This is a genomic window from Actinokineospora globicatena (assembly GCF_024171945.1).
GTDB lineage: Bacteria > Actinomycetota > Actinomycetes > Mycobacteriales > Pseudonocardiaceae > Actinokineospora > Actinokineospora globicatena.
Genome location: NZ_JAMTCR010000007.1, coordinates 186,280 through 203,863, shown reverse-complemented (window position 1 = coordinate 203,863; position 17,584 = coordinate 186,280). Strand labels below are relative to the sequence as shown.

Sequence of the window (17,584 nt, the reverse complement as noted above, 5' to 3'; positions counted from 1 at the left end):
CCCGTCTCAGGGGCGCACCCGCGCGTACTCCACCTGTGCCAGTGGCTGTCCGTCCCCGAAGTCCCGGTCCCGCTCACCGCCGGTCTCCACGAAGCCGCACTTCGCGTAGAACCGGCGTGACTGGGCGGTGTCCCGCAGCGTCCACAGGTGCACCCGGTCCAGGCCGAGCACGGTCTCCGCCATCAGGTCGGCCGCGACCCCCGTGCCCCACCCGTCCGGGTGCCCGTAGAAGCTCAAGATCTCCGCGTACCCCTCCCGCTCCGTGGACGGCACCGTGTGCGAGAACGCCAGCACCCGCCCACCGCGCGAGGCCACCAACAGCACCCCAACCCCCTCGGCGATCCGCGCATGCCACCGCGACCGCCTGCTCACCACCCCCTCGGCCCCGAACTCCGGGGAGAACAACGGCGCGTACACCGCTTCCCACGACGCCGCGTGCACCTCCCCGATCGCGTCGCCATCGCCCACTTCTGCCTGTCGAACCTCTGCCTGCCGAACCTCGCTCATGGGCACCAAGGTAAACCCGACCCCCGACAACCCGGCGGAAGTTGTCCACAGGCCATGACCAGCCAAGATCGTCGCTGCCCCGCGTCGAACTCGCGGAGTTCCCGGCGACCGCCTAGCCCGTCACCACCGGGTCGGCGAGGGCGGCCAGCAGGTCGCGGCTGCGTTCCACCGACACGCAGGTGCTGATCAGTTTCGCGGCCAGCGCGTGGTAGCGGTCGATGGTGGCCTGGCTCTCCAGGAACAGCGCGGAGCCGCCCAGGTCCAAGTGCACCAGGCTGCCCTGCTCGGCCACCGTGATCACCCGGAACGGGATGTCGTGGCTGAGCACCGTGTGCGGCACCACCTGGATCACCACGTTGCGCCGGGTCGACTCCCAGAACAGGTGCCGCGCCTGCTCCTGGATGACCCGCGGCTCCAGCCCGCCCGGCGTCAGCGATTCCCGCGTCACCACGAAGTGCCAGTCCGGCTGCGGGTGCACGTCCAGCACCTGCCTGCGCGCGGTGGTGCCAACGGCCGCGGCGTAGTCGTCGGTCTGCAGCGGCGCGGGGAGGGTGCCGGGGGTGAACGAGGTGATCCGGGCCGCCTGCGTCTCCAGTTCGTCGAGGGTCTGGGTGAACAAGGGGGAGTCGTGCCCGTCGTGCCACCACTCCTCGCGGCGCGCGTCGGAGTTGAGCGACAGGAAGTGCTGGCGCTGGGACCTGGTGTTGACGCCGCACGTGAACAGCAAGAGGCCGAGTTCGGGGTTGGGGATGCCGCGTTGGCCGTTGAGGAACCGCGACAGGTCCGAGCGGTGCCAGTTCAGCCGTTCGGCGATGTCGCGGTGGGCGATGCCCGTGCTGTCGATGAGGTGCCGCAGGCGCCTGCCGAGCAGCCAGGTCCGCAGGGAGGGGATGCGGGAGGTCAACGCGTGCCTTTCTTCGCGGGGACGGGGTGGGGGCCCGACCGGCCCGCGCGGGGAGGACGCGTGGGCCGGTCGGGTGGCGCCTGCCGTCGGGGCATGACGGCCGGGGGCACCGGGGAACCGGCGCGCGGGTGGGGAGGTGGCACCCGCGCGCCGGTGGATCAGCCCGCCCGGGGACGTTCGTCCAGTGCGGTGAACGTCAGGGCGGCGTCCCGAAGCGCGGCACGCAATCTGCCTACCCGCAACGGGTGAATCAACCAGGGCCCCGGCGTCGACGAGGTGACCACGACGCCGTCCGGCGCGATCGTCACGGTGATCGATGCCCGACTGCCGGACCGGTCCACGCACGGGATCGACCAGGCATCCGGTCCGGGCGACCCGCCCCACCGCGACAGCAGGGCGCGCCACGCGTCGCCAGGGCCCTTCATCGTTGCCCCCAGGGGCGAAGATGACCCCGGCGATCGCTATTGACCTCGTATGGTGTCCAATATCCATCCATAGCGGCGCGCACCACCTCATCGGCGAGAGTTGTACCGGTGAGTGAACCGTACGTCACGTACGTGCGCCACGGAAATACCCCTATCGTGTGACTGGCGTACGTACGCCGAGGCACGGGAGACTGTCGACTATGAACGAAACGGATGACCTGACACCGGGCTCGCTGGTGCGCAGGTGGCGGCTCGGCAAGCAGCTGCGAGATCTGCGCGAGGCCGCGGGCAAGACCCAGGACGACGCGGCGGAGTACCTCGGGGTCCGCCGACCGACAATCAGTCGCATCGAGAACGGCAGGCACTCGATCCTGCCGAAGAACGTGCGCTTCCTCTGCCAGCTCTACGACATCGGCGCGCCCCAGGTGGACACCCTGATCCGCCAGGCCGAGGAGAGCAACGAGCGCGGCTGGTGGGTCAGCCACAGCGACACCATGCCCGACTGGCACGAGACCTACGTCGGCTTCGAGGCCGACGCCAAGGCGATCTCGGTCTACGAGTCCGAACTGGTTTACGGCCTCCTCCAGGTGCCCAGCTACACCCGCGCGGTCCGTTCGGCCTTCGTCGACCACATCGACGAAGCCGAGCTAGCCAAGTCGATCGCGTTCCGCCAGGAGCGCCAGAGGCATCTAGAGGGCCGACAGCCCGACTTGCGCATCATCCTCAACGAGTCCGCCATCCGGCGGCCCGTGGGGGACATGCGGGAACAGTTGGAGCACTTGGTGAAGGCGTCCGAGTGGCCCTACCTCACCCTGCAGATCCTGCCGTTCGCCGCCGGACCCCACCCCGGCATGACCAACCCCTTCTCACTGCTGACCCTGCCCGACGAGCCCGCCCCCAACTTCGTGTACCTGGAGCACGCGGATGGGGCGATCTACCTGGAACGCCCGGCGGACCTCACGCTCTACGCCGCGAACTTCCAGCGCATGTCCGAGCAGGCTCTCTCACCCGAGGACACGCGAGCCTTGTTGACTAGCCTGGTCGACGGCTAGTCCAACAGGGAGGTCAAGAGATGAAGCAGGTTAGGTGGCGTAAGAGTTCTTTCAGTGGCGGCAACAACGGGCAGTGTGTGGAGCTAGCGCACACCCTCACGGTGGTCCGCGACAGCAAGAACCCCACCGGTCCGACCCTCGTTGGCCGGATCGACGCACTGGTCGCCGCCGTCAAGAACGGAACCCTGGGTCACTGACCCCGGGATGGCCTGGCCCCCGCCCCACCCAGGGCGGGGGCCAGCCCTCTATCCACAACCCCCCAAGCCATCCACACCCCCGAAACCGCCCCTGGCCCCGCCGCACCGCCCCCACCTACCGTCGATTCGGGGGCTGCTCAGTCCGGCGCCACGACCTCCCGCGCTGGCGACCTCGCATACAGGCAGCCCCAGGCACGCCATCCCCAGCACGCCCCGCCAGCCGTGCGACCACCACGACCGGTGCCCGCCCGCCGCCGGCACCTCGGCCCGAGTCCGGCCACCTCGTCGCGGTCGATGCCCGACCCGGCCCGCTCGCCACCGTCCGGCGCGGCAGCTCGCCCCACCCGCACCCCAGGTCGACCCCGTGCTGACCCCGCAGGTCCCCGAACGACCGGATCACCCCGGCCGCGCGCAGGTCCGTGGAACACCAGGTCCTCGTGCAGCGGCTCGATCACGCGCGACACCGTGCTCGACCGCGACCGGATTCCGGTGAACCTTCCACCCCCGCCCACCCGTGTGGTGAGTGGGAACGGAAAGGAGGACATCGTGGCGATCACGGTGGAGCGGGCGGGACACGCACTGGTGCTCCGCGAACCAGGTGCCGACGAGCAGGCGGCGACGATCGCGGCGGCGTTGCCGGAGGACCGGCACCGGACCGCGGTCGTGGTCGGCGCCTCGGCCTGGCCCGCGCTGGCCCGGCTGGACCCGTGGCTGGTCGCCGACCTCGACGACCAGGTCGACACCGGTGTCCGGCTGCTCGCGGCGCACGCGTCGAGCATGTCCGGCGGCGCGGTCTCCCTGGCCAGACGCCTGGCCGACCGGCTCGGCGTCGAGGTCATCGCCCCCGACGGCGACCTGTACGCGTTGACCGGCGGGCACACCTTCGCCGCCGGTCTCGGCTGGGTCGCGCACGGCGCGGGCTCCGACCGCCGACCCATGGGCCACCGTTTCCCCGAACCGTGGTGGCAGGGCTACCTCCCGGCCGGGCACGAGGAGATCCCGCTGGGACTCTGGGTACGCGTCCCCGACGCCGTCACCCGCGTGGACGACCCGTTGCGGTGGATCCAACCCGACCCGGAACGACCCACCGTGGTCGTCGGTGCTCCCGGTGAACCCGCCCCGTCCGCCGCCGACGTCGCCGAGGTCCTCGACGCCTTCCCACCCGACGTGCGCGGCCGCGTCGTCCTCGCCTGCTACGGCGCCGACATCGCCCAGGCCGTCGCCCGCGAACGGGGCGCCGCCGTCCGCGCGCTGCACGGCCTCCCCAGCGAACACGGCCTCGTCCACCTCGACGCCGACGGCCACTTCGCCTGGTACCCGTTCGCCGTCGAGAGCGTCTACCGCCCCGGTTGCCCGCCGGTGCTGGACCGCTGGGTCGCGCCACTGCCGTCACTGGCCATGTTCGCCCCGGCCCGCTACCGCCTGGCCCCCGGCTGGTCCCTCGACGTCCTCGCCCGCGGCCTCCTCGCCCGCCCGGACACCCTCATCGTGGACCCGGCCCTGCACACCCCCACCGGCCCCACCCCCGAACTCCTCCTCGCCTGCGGCCCCGACGTCCCGGACCCGGTGATCGCCACCCTCACCGAGGTCCTCGACCACCTCCCGGCCACCACCAAGTCCACCCTCCGAATCCTCCCCGCCACCCCCGGCGCCACCCTCGCCGCCCGCACCCTCGCCGCCCACCTCGTCGGCACCCCCCGCCCCCCAGTGGCCCCCTGGCCCGAAGACCACACCCAACGCATCTCCCTCGACCAGTGGTCCATCCCCCTCCCTCGCGTGACCGCCGGAACCAGCCTCCTCACCCCCGAATCCCTCAACCTCCCCGAAGACCTCCCCACCCCCGACACCCCGGCCCCCACCACCACCGCATCCGCGCTGTTCTCCACAACCCCCGCAACCCATCCACAGCCCGGAATCGACGCTGGTTCCGCCGCCTCTCCCGCACCTAGGCTGGATTCGGGGGCTGCCGATTCCAGCCCACCCGCCGCCACCCCACTGGCCGCTGCCGCGTTGCTGTCCTCGATCCCCACAACGCACCCACAGCCCGGAATCCGCACTGGCCCGACCAATTCCCCGCCGCCTGGGCTGGATTCGGGGGCTGCCGATTCAGCCTCGCCCACCGGTGCCCACTTCCCGGCGACCGTCCCCACCCCACCCGCCGCTGCCGCGTTGCTATCCACAACCCCCGCAACGCATCCACAGCCCGGATTCGACGCTGGTACCGCCCATCCGCAAGCAACTAGGCTGGATTCGGGGGCTGCTCAGCCAGCCACGCCGCCCGGTGCCCACCTCCCGGCCGCCGTCACCAGCCCGCCGATCCCCGCCAGCACGGTCTCCTCGCTCAGCATCACCACACCCCCAGACGCCGCGATCCAGCCCGGACCCGGCCGCGAACCCGAGCAGGCACACCCGAGCGCCACCACGCCAACACCTGGCACCTCAGCGCCGCTGTCCACAACCCCTGGAATCCATCCACAGCCCGGAATCGACGCTGGTCCTTCCCACCCGCAGGCATCTAGGCTGGATTCGGGGGCTGCTCAGTCAAGCCAGCCGCTCCCCACGTCGGCGGCCATCGCGTCCCTGGCGAGCGTGACGTCGGCGAGTGTCCCGGCGAGCACAGGCGGCCTGCCGCTCGGCGAAGCCACGCCGCCCAAGAAGCCGGTCGCGAGTCTCGCCGGGTTGGTTCCCGCCACCTCCGCCCCGACCGACGCCGAGGCGCGCCCGCTCCCCACCCTCGTCCCGAAGCCCGCCCCCGCGATCCCCACCAACGCCGCAACCCCCACTGAAGCAGTCCCCACCAACACCCCCGTCCCGGCCGACGCCCGCAGCGACGAGGCCCAGCGCCGCGCCGTCCGGTCAGCCCTCGGCACCCGCTACGACTCCGCCACCCGCGCCGTCGTGCAACTGCTCGCCGAGCGCCCCGGTCTCCGCGCCTCCGGTGATCAAGCGACCCTCCTGACCGAGCTCGCCGTGGTCCGCGTGTTCGCCGAAGCCCCCGGCCCCTACGACACCGCGTTCCACACGTGCCTCACCGCGGGACTACGACGCCTGCCGACGATGCGCGGCGTTGTGGTTACCGGCTCGAGTCAGCCCAACCACGCAGAAGGCGCCCTCTTACGCCTAGAGGGCCCCATGCTGGCCGTAGCGCAGGTAGGTGCATCCGTCCCCGGTGACACCGAACTGCTCATCTGGACCACCACCGCCCGCCGCCTAGAGGGTCTACTCGACGCAGACAGGCGTAACGACGTCGTTCTCCCCACCCACACCGCGCTGCGGGTCTTGGGCGTAGAGGGCAACCGTCTCCTCTTGGCAGAAGAGGGCGCATCCGCCGAGCGTGCTCTGACCAACCTTAGGGCTGCCGCCGCCGCGCGTGCCGCCGTCGACGTGCCCCACCACCCCCACCCCGCGCGCTGGTTCGGCGCGCTCCCCGCCGCCTGACCGGAGACCGCGATGCCCACCGACCCCCGCCAGGAGTCGCCCGACCCGCAGGAGGTGCCGCGATGGCGAGCAGGCTGACCTCGGTCCGCTCGGTGCTCAGCGTGTCGGCCACCGACTCCGACTGCTTCCGCACCATCAACGACGCGATCGCCGCCGCCGTCGACGGGGACGTGATCGCGGTGCGCCCCGGCACCTACCGCGAGTCCGTCGTCATCGAGCGCGAGATCACCCTTTCCGGTGCCGGGTCGGCCGGAGAGGTGCGCATCGAAGCGAGTGGCGCGCCCGCCGTGCACCTCGCCGCCGAACGTGCGACCGTCTCCGGGATCGTGCTCTCGCACCGTGACGGCGAAGCGGCCGTTGACCTCACCGCGGGCTCGTTGCGAATGGACGAGTGCACGGTCACCGCCGACTCCGCCGTTGCGATCGCGGTCCGCGGCGGCGCCGAGTTGCACGCGCGCGACTGCCGCGTCACCAACCCGGGCGGCGCGGGTCTGCTCGTGTTCGACGGCGGCGGCGCCGAGGTCCGCGCGTCGACGTTCACCGGCATCGCGACGACGGCGGTGGTCGCGCGCTCCGGGGGTGCGCCGCGGTTGGTCGACTGCGACATCACGGAGTCCGGGGGAGCATTCCTCGCCGCGGACAACGGCGGCGGCACGGTCAAGAACTGCCGGATCGAACGCGTCAACGGCCCCGGCATCGTCGTTGAGGAGAACAGCACTCTTAGCGTCGACGGCACCACATTGTCCGAAGTGGAAGGTGTGGCGTTCCTCGTAGGGGCCGGTTCCTCGCCCACGTTGCTCGACAGCACTATCGTCAACGCTCAGGCCCAGGCGATCGTGCTGGTGCAGGGGGGAACCGCGACAGTTGAACGTACCGAGATCCGTGGTGCGCGCGGGCACGGTCTGCACGTCCTCGATTCCTCCCGGGTAGACCTAACCGAGTGCGTCTTCACTGACTCCGGCCACGACGCGGTCCTGGTTGGGAGCACAGGCTCCGCGAACCTGACCAAGGTGACCGTGACGGGCGGTACCGGGTCCGCCATCATCGCGGAAGACAACGCCACCGTCACCCTCACCGAACCCCGGATCGAACGCACCAAGGGCACCGCTGTCATCGCGCGCGGCTCGGCAAGGGTAAGAGTCGACGGCGGCACACTCAGAGAGTGCGGCACAGGTGCGCTCTGGGAGGGCGCGGCCACCGGCGAACTCGGGGGCGTTGTCGTCGAGCAGAACCTCGGCGACGGCGTAGTGCTGCGTTCGAGCGAACCGGTCGACCTGCGCGGTTGCCGTATCGAGCGGAACCGGGGTAAGGACCTGCGGGACGACGCTGGCATCGCCCAGGTCGAGACACCACAAGAGACCCCGCCGCTGAAGACCGAGAAGTCCGACGACCTCACCACGCTGCTCGACCAGCTCAACACCCTCGTCGGGCTCGACGGTGTCAAGCGGGAGGTCGAGACCCTGGTCCGACTGCACCAGATGGCAGAGCGTCGCGCGGCGGCCGGTCTGCCCTCCCCGCCTCTAGGCCGGCACCTTGTCTTCGCGGGCTCACCGGGTACAGGTAAGACCACCATCGCTCGGTTGTACGGCCGGATCCTCACCGCGCTAGGAGTGCTCCGCACGGGTCAGCTCATAGAGGTCGCGCGAGCTGACCTGGTCGCAGCGGTCGTTGGCGGTACCGCGCTCAAGACCGCCGAGAAGTTCGACGAGGCTCTAGGCGGCGTCCTCTTCATCGACGAGGCCTACGCGCTCTCCGCGGGCGGCGGTGGCAACGGCCCGGACTTCGGTCGAGAGGCAATCGACACGCTGGTGAAGCTCATGGAGGACCACCGCGACGACGTAGTGGTCATCGTCGCCGGTTACACCAACGACATGCGCACGTTCATGGCCGCCAACCCCGGCCTGGCGTCCCGCTTCACCCGCACGATCGAGTTCACCGACTACACGGCACCCGAACTGGTGACCATTGTGGAGGGTCTCTGCCGGGCGCACGACTACCGCCTGGAGTTCGAGACCCGTGCGGCGGTGCACGCCTACTTCACCAAGCTGCCCCGCGACGCCACCTTCGGCAACGGCCGCACAGCGCGCAAGGTGTTCGAGGAGATGGTGGGAAGGCAGGCCTACCGGCTCGCGGAAGACGAGCACGCCCCTGCCGTCGCGCTCACAAGACTCCTCCCGGAGGATCTAGGACCGTTGCCGGGCAGCGGAATTGGCGCGGGGGCGGGACGGATAGACCAAGAGCAGGTCGACAGGCTTCTCTCGGACCTGCGCGGTCTAGTCGGACTTGACGACGTCAAGAGCGAAGTAAGCAGCATGGTCGACTTGCTCGACTCCGCAAGACAACGGCGTGAGGCCAACCTCCCCGTGCCGTCGCTCAGCAGACACCTCATCTTCGCGGGGCCACCTGGAACAGGTAAGACTACCGTCGCGCGCTTGTACGGCTCGATCCTTGCCGCTATGGGGGTTCTCGCACAGGGCCAAGTGATCGAGGTAAGCCGAGCGGACCTAGTGGGCGAGTACATCGGCCACACCGCCAAGCGCACCACCGAGTCCTTCGATCGCGCGCGCGGGGGACTGCTGTTCATCGACGAGGCGTACACGCTATCCAGCCGCCCCGGCGGTGGACAGGACTTCGGCCGCGAGGCGATCGACACCCTCGTCAAACTGATGGAAGACCACCGCGACGAGGTTGTCGTCATCGCCGCCGGTTACGCCGACGAGATGGAAGGCTTCCTAGCGGCCAACCCGGGTCTGCAATCGCGTTTCTCCCACCACGTCCAGTTCGCGAACTACACCGCCGACGAGTTGGTCACCATCGTCAGCCAGCACGCCACCAAGGTCGGCTACGAGTGCACGGCATCCACGGTTACCGCTCTGCGTAGTCACTTTCTGGCCGTCCGCAGGGACCAGTCGTTCGGCAATGGACGATATGCCCGCCAGGTGCTCGACGAGGCCGTCACCCGGCACGCCCGCCGGATGCGCGGAATCACCGCGCCCACCATCAGCGACCTCTGTGTCTTACTGCCTGAGGACATCCCCGCGCCTAGCGCTAACGGCAAGCCCCCCGGGCAAGGGTAGGTATCCACTACGCCAGATTGGCCTGCTCGATCGGCGGGTTGTGCGGCCGGACAAGGGATGTGAGCCTTGTCCGGATCGCAGCCGTTGCGCTGCGCCGTAAGGGGGAGGAATCTACTTGTCGAAGCAAACGAGACGTAGACGCTTATCGCTTGTGGTAGTGCTGATCGCGAGTCTGTCGGTGTTCGTGCCAACCGCGTCGAGCGCGTCCGACAGCCCGGTGAAGCAGCGCGCGAAGGAATCCGCTGTCATCGACGGCAGCTACATCGTCGTGTTCAAGGAGGCGCCGGGGGCGAGATCGGCCGCCTCCACCACCGCCGCGACCGTCGCGTCCCGCTACGGCGCACAATTGACCCACACCTACCGGCACGCGCTCAACGGGTTCGCGGGCCGCTTCACCGCCGAGACCGCCCGCAAGGTCGCCGCGGACCCGGCGGTCGCCTACGTCAGCCAGGACCTGAGGGTCAAGGCCGACGGCACGCAGGTGAACCCGCCGTGGGGCATCGACCGCGTCGACCAGCGCGAACGGCCGCGGGACAACGCCTACAACTACCCGACGAACACGGCCACGAACGTCACCGCGTACATCATCGACTCCGGTATCCGCACCACGCACCAGGACTTCGGCGGACGTGCCACCTGGGGCACGAACACCGTGGGAGACGGCAACAACACCGACTGCTCGGGCCATGGGACGCACGTGGCGGGAACAGTCGGCGGCACCACGCACGGCATCGCCAAGGGCGTGAAGCTGATCGCGGTGAAGGTGCTCGACTGTGACGGGGACGGGACCTCCGCCGGTTTCATCGCGGGCCTCGACTGGGTGACCGCGCACCACACGTCCGGCCCCGCGGTCGCCAACGTCAGCCTGGGCGCCGCAGGCACCAGCCAGGCGTGGGAGGACGCGGTCCGCAATTCCATCAACGACGGGATTGTGTACTCCATCTCCGCGGGCAACGACACCGAGGACGCGTGCAACCACACGCCCGCCCGCACACCGGAGGGCATCACTGTCGCCGCGACGGACGCGAACGACCGCATGGCCGACTTCTCGAACTACGGCTCCTGTGTCGACATCTTCGCCCCGGGCGAGAGCATCAAGTCGACCTGGAACTCCAGCGACACCGCCACCGAGGTGTTGGACGGTACCTCTATGGCAGCACCGCACGTCACGGGCGCAGCCGCGCTCTTGGTCGCTGCGGAGCCGACGCTGACCCCGGCGCGCGCGGCGGAGGCGCTGATCCTCGACTCCACGCAAGGTAGGGTCACCGCCCCACGGGTGACTTCTCCCAACCGTCTGTTGGCCACCAACACCGGCAACCGGCCGGGTTACCCCGTTGTGGCTAACCCTGGGTTCCGCGCCGCGCGCATTGGTACCGCGTTCTCGTTGCCCCTAACCGCTGCCGGTGGCACTGGCCCGTACAAGTGGACCGCCTCCGGACTGCCCGCCGGGCTGACCGTCAACCTCAACACCGGCCTCATCTCGGGTACGCCCACCACCGCGGCGACCTCCACCGTCACCATCACCACGACGGACGCGGCGAACCGCGCGCGTCCCACCGTCTTCACGATCCAGGTGACCCCGGCTGCCGGCAGCTGCTCTAGCGCCGGTCAGAAGCTCTTGAACCCCGGCTTCGAGAGCGGGAACACCCCCTGGTTCGGCGACACGAACACCATCGGCAACTGGACCGGCGACCAGGCGCCGCGCACCGGCAGCCGATCGGCGGCCATGGAGGGCTACGGCGTGACCGATGATCAGTACCTCGGCCAGGCCGTGCTGATCCCGCCGGGCTGCGTGCACTCCACGCTGTCGTTCTACCTGAAGATCGTGACCGAGGAGACCGACCCGGTCCCCTTCGACACCGTCACGATCTGGGCGGGCAACACCGTGCTGGCCCAGTACAGCAACACCAACGCGGGCGCGTACGCGCTCAAGACCTTCCCGCTGGGCGCGTATGCCGGGCAGGTGTTGATGATCTCCTTCGATGCCACGGAGGACTTCGCGGCATCGACTTCCTACGTATTCGACGACGTCACGGTCACCGCGGCCTGACAGGCTAAGAGGGCGGCGCGTCCTGCGCCGCCCTCTTACGGCTACACCCCCGTCTTGAGGATGGTCACCGAGTCGCTAAGCGTGTTGGTCACGTATGTCTCGCCACCGTCAGGGGATACCGCGAGAGACCAGGGTTCCCGACCTACCTTCACAGTAGAGGTGACCCTGTTCGTGCCCGATTCGATGACGGACACCGTTCCGGACCCGTTGTTCGCGACGTAGACGTGCCTACCGTCCGGCGCTACCGCTACCGACATCGGACGCTCGCCTACGTCGATGGTGTCGGTGACCTTCTGCGACTCCGTGTCCACTACCGACACCGAGTTTTCATCGAAGTTGGCTGTATAGAGCGTCTTACCGTCTGGTGACACTGCTAGCGCGATGCTGCTCGCGCCCACTCGAACGGACCCGAGCAGTCGATGGCTCTCTAGGTCGAGGATGGTGACCTGGTCGAGTTCCACGCTGACGATGTACACCCGGTTCCGGTCGACCACGAGCCCACGTGAGCCCGACGGCGCCTTGGCGAACGGTGTCGCGACGGTGCCCTCGGACTCCAGCTCCAGGATCTGCGCGGTGTCCTGATCGGGGATCAGCAGCCTCTTACCGTCAGAGGTTACGTCCGGGACGAACAGACCCTTGCCTGCTGGGACAGTCGTGACGACCTCGTCCCGGGCTAGATCGATGACGGCGACAGCGTTGCCCGGGTTAAGAAGCGTCACGAACGCCCTGTTGCCGTTGACCGCCACGTACTGCGGTGGCGCTGACACCGGGATCGCCTTGACTACCTTCTGCGAGGCGCGGTCGATCACCGACACCGTGTTCGACACGCTGCTCGGTACATAGACCTTCGAGCCGGACACAGCGACGCCCCGTGGACGTCGGCCGACACTGTTGATCGTCCCCGCAACGGTAGGGTTACCCGTGCTCGCGCCGATCACAGCCTCAGGTAACGCACTGTCGGACTCGGTGCCGCCACTGGTGAAGACAGCGATACCGCCACCCACGAGGACCGCGGCAGTCACAGCCGCCACTGGTACAAGGAACTTTCGCCGATTCACCTTCGGCCGTGGGACCGGACTGGGGACGAAAGACGGCGTTGGGGCTACCCGCCGCGCGGCGATCGCGGCGGCACCCAAGGCGACGGTGAACTTGGGGTGCAGACCTGTCCGGACAGGCCTACCGAACGCGGCGGAGACAACCTGGTCCACCAAAGGGATGCGTGACGAGCCACCTGCCAGCAGCACGGCAGCGAGGTCGCGTGGAGTTAGCCCTGCCGACGAGATCGTGCGGTGCAGCGCCTCCACAGTCAGATCTACCGAGGGGCGGATCATCTCGTTGAACGCCAGACGGGTCACGACGACCTCGCGGGGACCCGACAGCAGCGGAACCCGCACCGTCACGTCCGGCTCGATCGAGAGTTCCTCCTTGGCCCGCACGCAGGCCGCCCTGGTCGCCGCCAGCACCGCCGCCGCGGCCGGGCCCGCCGGGTCGAGATCGGCGAGGACCCCGCCCACCTCGGCGTCCACATGGGCGAACAGCGCCTCGTCGAAGTCCATGCCGCCCAGGCGTTCGATGCCCTCCGGGGTGCCGACGATCTCCATGCCGTCCTCGCGGGCCCGCAGGATCGTCGTGTCGAACGTGCCGCCGCCGAGGTCGTACACCGCGACCAGCTCGCCGACGCCGAGCCTGCGTTCGGCCGCGTAGTGCGTGGCCGCGGCCTCGGGCTCAGTGACCATGATGACGTCTGACAGCCCTGCCAGCCGCGGAACCTCGTCGAAGTGCTCGCGCCGGTAGGGTCCCCAGACCGCCGGGCACGTCAGCACTATCGATTCAGGGGGCGCGCCCGTAGTGGCGGTCACCCGCGCGATTACCGATTTGAGTTGCGCGGCTAAGAGCGCCGCAGGCGAGTAAGGGGCACCGCCCACCACTAACGGTGTCGGGTCGCCCAACCTGCGTTTGAACCCGCGCACCAACCGGTGCGGTTCAGCGCGGGCCGCGTCCATCGCCGCGTCACCTGTGAGCAATGTACCGTCAACCGAGGCGTAAACCGCTGATGGCTCAACGACTCCGTCACGACCGAGGGGCACCATCGTCGTCGTGGAGGGGCCACTGCCGATCGGACCGACAACGGCGGCTCCGGTAAAAGTGGTGCCGAGGTCGATGCCGAGGCCGTGGCCCATGGAGTTCTCCCAGTCCGCGCGGGCGACAGCCCTGCTCCGGTAGTTGACTCTATCCTCGCGCGTTCGGGTAGGGATATCCCTACCCGGCTTGAGGGCAACCCCTGTTGCCCTCGCCGGTCCGCGACCCGCACCATGGTCCGATGAACCCGATCACCCGCTGGTGGCGACGGGTCCGCACGGTGCGGTTGCGCCCGGTGGACCCGACCACGTGCGCGCTGCGTCGGGGGCTGGAACGCGACCTCAACGACGGGCCCGCGCAACGGGTGGCAGCGCTATCGGTGGAGCTAGGGTTGTTGTCCGTGGACTTGCCCGATAACCCCGTGCTGACCGGCCGCATAGACGAACTCCAGGGGTCATTGGCCGCTGTGCTCGACGAACTCCGCGAGATCGGTGGTGCTCTCTATCCACCGGTGCTGTCCAGCGACGGGTTCGAACCGGCGTTGCACGCTGTCGCGGAGCGGCACGGGGTGGCGCTCGCGGTGCACAGCGACCCGGTGGACCGGGCGACGGCCGCCGCCGCGTGCCTCGCCGTCGCCGACCACCTGCGGTCCGTGCCCCGCGACACCCACGTCGACGTGCGGGTTCGCCGGGGGTTGGGCTCGGTGTGGGTCGACGTCACCGAGGAGCGCGCGTGCGGGTAGCCATCGCCGACGACGGCGCACTGTTCCGCGAGGGCCTGGTCATGCTGCTGCGCGCGGCCGGGCACGAGGTCGTCGGGTCGGTGCCCGACGGCGACAAGCTGGTGGCCCTGGTCGCGGCCGACCCGGTGGACGTCGCCATCCTCGACATCCGGATGCCCCCTGAACCGGATGGCGGCCTGGCCACCGCCGAACGGGTCAGGGCGCTGCGGCCCGCGACAGGGCTGCTACTGCTCTCGCACTACGCCGAGACGCACTACCTGATGCGCGTCCTGGAGATCGGCACCGAGGGCGTCGGCTACCGGCTCAAAGAGAAGGTCGCGGGTGTCCAGGTGCTCGACGACACCCTCACCCGGCTGGCGGGAGGGGAGATCGTGATCGAGCCGTCGCTGGCCAAGCGCCTGGTGGAACGGCCCGCGGGCGGCGCGGGACCGGTGGGCGCGCTCAGCGAACGCGAGCACGACGTGCTCCGGCTGATGGCCGAGGGGCGCACCAACAACGCCATCGCCAAGGAGCTGTTCATCTCCGCGAAAGCCGTGGAGAAGCACATCGCGGCCATTTTCACCAAGCTCGACCTGCCCGGAGACCCCAGCGTCCACCACCGCAGGGTCCTCGCCGTGCTGGCGTACCTGCGAGCCAGGCGGATCGACGGGTAGCGGCGTGGGTTTCGAGGCGCTGATCCGCGACTTGGCCGAGTCGACCGGACATGCCGCTGCTTACTACGCCCCCGACGGCGACGGCCTCACCGTTGTCGCCTCTTGGCCTGGCCCAGCCACGCCAGCCGACCGCGTAGAGACGATTCCCGGGGTCGTGGAACGCGTCCCGAGTGGGGGAGCGGTAGCGCTGTCGGCGGCTGGACCTGGCGATCAGGAACGATTACGCCGAACGGCGCACCGGATCGCGTTGCTCGCCGCGGACGAGAGACTGCGCGCGGAACGTGAGCGGCTCACCGAACGCGTCCAAGTGCTCGAAGCGGACGCGCGCGCCGCACGGGACAGACTTGCCGAGGTCCGAGACCTCGAGCGTAGGCGGATCGCGGGTGCGCTCACGGCCGTCACCACGCGTGAGTTCACCGACCTGCGATTGCTGCTGGCCGAGTTGGACCACGCGGGTAGCGATACCGCTCGTGCCCTGTCGTCGTTCCGCACCGCTCTCGACGACGTGATCGATCGCTTTCGGACGGTCGTGCGCGGCGTCCACCCGGCGATGCTGCCCGAACGCGGCCCCCTTTCCGCTTTGGAGGAGTTGGCGGCAGATCTACCTCGGCCCATTCGGTTCAACGGCGACCTAGGGCGTCGCGTTGGATGGGAGGTCGAGTCCGGGATCTATCACGCTGCCGCCGCCGTGATGTCCTTGTTGGCTGAAGGCGTGTCCCGCGAACCGGTCGGGGTGGAACTGTCCCGCGCGAACGGAGCGTTGACGCTAACTTTCACGGACAGCACTCCCAGACTCACTGCCACTGAGCTGCGCGCGGCGGTGAAAGACGACGCAGACCGTCTGGCGGCTTTCGGTGGGGTGCTGGACACTTGGGTCGCGGATGGACGCGCCATCGTGCGGATCTGGATACCAGAGCGTCTCGACGGGACAGCTGTCGTAGCCCCTGCCTCCGCCGAGGGCACTCTCCTGGCCCGGGTGCGAGACCTGGTGACCACGGCGGTACGGGAGTCCGTGGCCGGGTGGACCGAGATCGCGGACCGGCTCGACCAGCCGCCCACGGTCGCGTTGGTCGACTCCTCAGGCGCTGTCGAACTCCTCACCGGCTACGCCTTCGCCGGGGATGGAGCCGTCACCTGGTACGTCCACGGCCGGACCCGCGACGTCACGTTCCACCGCCCGGGCCTGCCGCCGGTTACCACACCGGTCTCCGTCGCCGGTATCACCCGCCCGGCCGACGCGAACCGGCTCGTGATCCGGTGGCCCGCGGACATCCTGCGCCACATGACGTTGGTAGACGTACCCGCGTTGCCGACGGCGGTGGCGGGCTACGACGTGGTTGTCCTACCGCAACCCGATGCCGCGTTCCTGCGCACGTTCCGTGGCAAGGTAGACATCATCGTGGCTACCGAAGATCTCGCGACCCTCTTGCGCCGCCGGGTCATAGAGCGGGCGGATCTCATCACCGCTCGGTCAGTCCTAGCGGCTGCTAGGAGGGCTCCGCGCCCGGAACCCTTGGCTCGCTTGTTGGATCGAATCGAGGCTGACGCACACGAACTGGCCGAGCTGGCACTGCTCAACGAACTGGAAGCGGGCTACCTCGCCCTACCTGGGGACGCCGAGCGGCTTCTTGGTGCCCACGGCCGCGCCCCGCACATCCGCCTGGGCCTGTCCGCGTCAGCCACGCGCGAAGAGGTCCACCACACTGCCGTCACGGCCACCGCTGTCTGGCGCACTCGCGCGGGTAACCCCGCGACCAGCCCCCACCACCGCGACGCCTGCCTAGTCCTCGTCCGGACCTGCGAGGGCTTGTCGGTCGTCCGCTCTTAGTGGCGCAGGTGAGCCAGGAGGCTGTCCGCCACGGGATAGGGGCGCTCTACCGGCAACAGCTGCCGAGCGGCCTCTAGGTCCCGGTTCCGCACATGCTCGTGGATGGTGTGCGCGAGTTCCGTGACATCGGTGATCGAGACGATCCACTCGTCCGCGTAGCGCCGCGTGGCCTCTCCAGCGAGCCCGAGCTGCAGTGAGCGGTAGCCGAGGGGATGCAGGTCCAAGTCCCGCTCTGGATCCCATTGGACCCGCGCGGGGGCCTTCCTCAGTTCGTTCTTCCACGCTTCCTGGTCGCGGTGCAGGCCTGCCTCGTAGTGCGCTAGGCACGCGTGCTCCAGCGCCCACTCGAGCCCTTCGCGGGTGATCTCCACCGCCAAGACGACCTCTTGGCCTTCCTTCGTGCCCCACCCGCAGCGGTACATCATCCACAGGAACGAGGGCTTGATCCACGTCATCCGTTCCCTCTTCCACGAAGACGGGAAGCGGCCGCTCTTGGCGGCTGGGAGACCGATCGCGGGCGTGTACGCCTGGTAGACTGTCACCGTCGAATCGGTATAGATGGCACGGATCTCGTGTTTGAGCTCTTGCATGGGATAAGAGTGTCGACTCGACCGCTAGAGGCGCCACCAGGT

13 protein-coding genes are annotated in these 17,584 nt (G+C 69.2%); 8 read left to right on the top strand and 5 right to left on the bottom strand.

Annotated elements, in window-relative coordinates:
- Window positions 1-6 precede the first annotated feature (6 nt).
- The 3 genes from LV79_RS32035 to LV79_RS32025 form a co-directional block, all read right to left on the bottom strand.
- Window positions 7-507 (bottom strand): GNAT family N-acetyltransferase, encoded by a 501-nt coding sequence (locus LV79_RS32035; RefSeq protein ID WP_253842057.1) that lies wholly within the window; start codon window positions 505-507, stop codon window positions 7-9.
- A gap of 112 nt (window positions 508-619) precedes the next feature.
- Window positions 620-1,411: a helix-turn-helix domain-containing protein gene (locus LV79_RS32030; protein ID WP_253842056.1), complete on the bottom strand. Its 792-nt coding sequence runs from the start codon at window positions 1,409-1,411 to the stop codon at window positions 620-622.
- 158 nt (window positions 1,412-1,569) lie between these two features.
- Complete coding sequence (locus LV79_RS32025; protein WP_253842055.1) at window positions 1,570-1,836, bottom strand: hypothetical protein; 267 nt, start codon at window positions 1,834-1,836, stop codon at window positions 1,570-1,572.
- Between the two features lie 200 nt (window positions 1,837-2,036).
- Between LV79_RS32025 and LV79_RS32020 the strand changes: the two genes are divergently transcribed.
- The 5 genes from LV79_RS32020 to LV79_RS32000 all read left to right on the top strand — a co-directional run bounded on the left by LV79_RS32020 (window position 2,037) and on the right by LV79_RS32000 (window position 11,650).
- Window positions 2,037-2,888 carry a helix-turn-helix domain-containing protein gene (locus LV79_RS32020; RefSeq protein ID WP_253842054.1) on the top strand — a complete coding sequence of 284 codons (852 nt, stop codon included), beginning with the start codon at window positions 2,037-2,039 and terminating at the stop codon, window positions 2,886-2,888.
- 20 nt (window positions 2,889-2,908) lie between these two features.
- On the top strand, window positions 2,909-3,085 hold the full coding sequence (locus tag LV79_RS32015) for a DUF397 domain-containing protein (protein ID WP_253842053.1): 177 nt from the start codon (window positions 2,909-2,911) through the stop codon (window positions 3,083-3,085).
- Between the two features lie 546 nt (window positions 3,086-3,631).
- On the top strand, window positions 3,632-6,523 hold the full coding sequence (locus LV79_RS32010; protein WP_253842052.1) for a hypothetical protein: 2,892 nt from the start codon (window positions 3,632-3,634) through the stop codon (window positions 6,521-6,523).
- A 62-nt stretch (window positions 6,524-6,585) separates the two neighbouring features.
- Window positions 6,586-9,600, top strand: a complete 3,015-nt coding sequence (locus tag LV79_RS32005; protein WP_253842051.1) for an AAA family ATPase — start codon at window positions 6,586-6,588, stop codon at window positions 9,598-9,600.
- Between the two features lie 157 nt (window positions 9,601-9,757).
- Window positions 9,758-11,650, top strand: coding sequence for a S8 family peptidase (locus LV79_RS32000; RefSeq protein WP_253842050.1), 1,893 nt, complete (start codon window positions 9,758-9,760; stop codon window positions 11,648-11,650).
- Window positions 11,651-11,691: 41 nt separating this feature from the next.
- On the opposite strand, the gene LV79_RS31995 is transcribed toward LV79_RS32000, so the two are convergent.
- Window positions 11,692-13,653, bottom strand: a complete 1,962-nt coding sequence (locus LV79_RS31995) for an Hsp70 family protein (protein ID WP_253842049.1) — start codon at window positions 13,651-13,653, stop codon at window positions 11,692-11,694.
- Window positions 13,654-13,970: 317 nt separating this feature from the next.
- On the opposite strand from LV79_RS31995, the gene LV79_RS31990 reads away from it, so the two are divergent.
- From LV79_RS31990 to LV79_RS31980, 3 genes are read left to right on the top strand one after another with little or no spacing between them, the layout of a single operon-like run.
- The gene (locus tag LV79_RS31990; protein ID WP_253842048.1) at window positions 13,971-14,471 is read left to right on the top strand and encodes a histidine kinase; all 501 of its coding nucleotides are present in this window, start codon (window positions 13,971-13,973) and stop codon (window positions 14,469-14,471) included.
- Window positions 14,462-15,124: a response regulator transcription factor gene (locus LV79_RS31985; RefSeq protein ID WP_253842047.1), complete on the top strand. Its 663-nt coding sequence runs from the start codon at window positions 14,462-14,464 to the stop codon at window positions 15,122-15,124. The genes LV79_RS31990 and LV79_RS31985 overlap by 10 nt, the downstream gene beginning before the upstream one ends.
- A gap of 4 nt (window positions 15,125-15,128) precedes the next feature.
- Entirely contained in the window at window positions 15,129-16,952 is a 1,824-nt protein-coding gene (locus LV79_RS31980; protein WP_253842046.1) for a sensor histidine kinase, read from the top strand.
- Here the strand turns inward: LV79_RS31980 and LV79_RS31975 are convergent.
- Window positions 16,949-17,542, bottom strand: coding sequence for a DUF4291 domain-containing protein (locus tag LV79_RS31975; RefSeq protein ID WP_253842045.1), 594 nt, complete (start codon window positions 17,540-17,542; stop codon window positions 16,949-16,951). The genes LV79_RS31980 and LV79_RS31975 overlap by 4 nt on opposite strands.
- Window positions 17,543-17,584: the final 42 nt, after the last annotated feature.

What these genes read in the sequence shown, in the direction of transcription:
- LV79_RS32035 (WP_253842057.1), bottom strand. Translation starts at nt 507, where the DNA reads ATGAGCGAGGTTCGGCAGGCAGAGGTTCGACAGGCAGAAGTGGGCGAT.
- LV79_RS32025 (WP_253842055.1), bottom strand. Translation starts at nt 1,836, where the DNA reads ATGAAGGGCCCTGGCGACGCGTGGCGCGCCCTGCTGTCGCGGTGGGGC.
- LV79_RS32020 (WP_253842054.1), top strand. Translation starts at nt 2,037, where the DNA reads ATGAACGAAACGGATGACCTGACACCGGGCTCGCTGGTGCGCAGGTGG.
- LV79_RS32015 (WP_253842053.1), top strand. Translation starts at nt 2,909, where the DNA reads ATGAAGCAGGTTAGGTGGCGTAAGAGTTCTTTCAGTGGCGGCAACAAC.
- LV79_RS32005 (WP_253842051.1), top strand. Translation starts at nt 6,586, where the DNA reads ATGGCGAGCAGGCTGACCTCGGTCCGCTCGGTGCTCAGCGTGTCGGCC.
- LV79_RS31995 (WP_253842049.1), bottom strand. Translation starts at nt 13,653, where the DNA reads ATGGACGCGGCCCGCGCTGAACCGCACCGGTTGGTGCGCGGGTTCAAA.
- LV79_RS31990 (WP_253842048.1), top strand. Translation starts at nt 13,971, where the DNA reads ATGAACCCGATCACCCGCTGGTGGCGACGGGTCCGCACGGTGCGGTTG.
- LV79_RS31975 (WP_253842045.1), bottom strand. Translation starts at nt 17,542, where the DNA reads ATGCAAGAGCTCAAACACGAGATCCGTGCCATCTATACCGATTCGACG.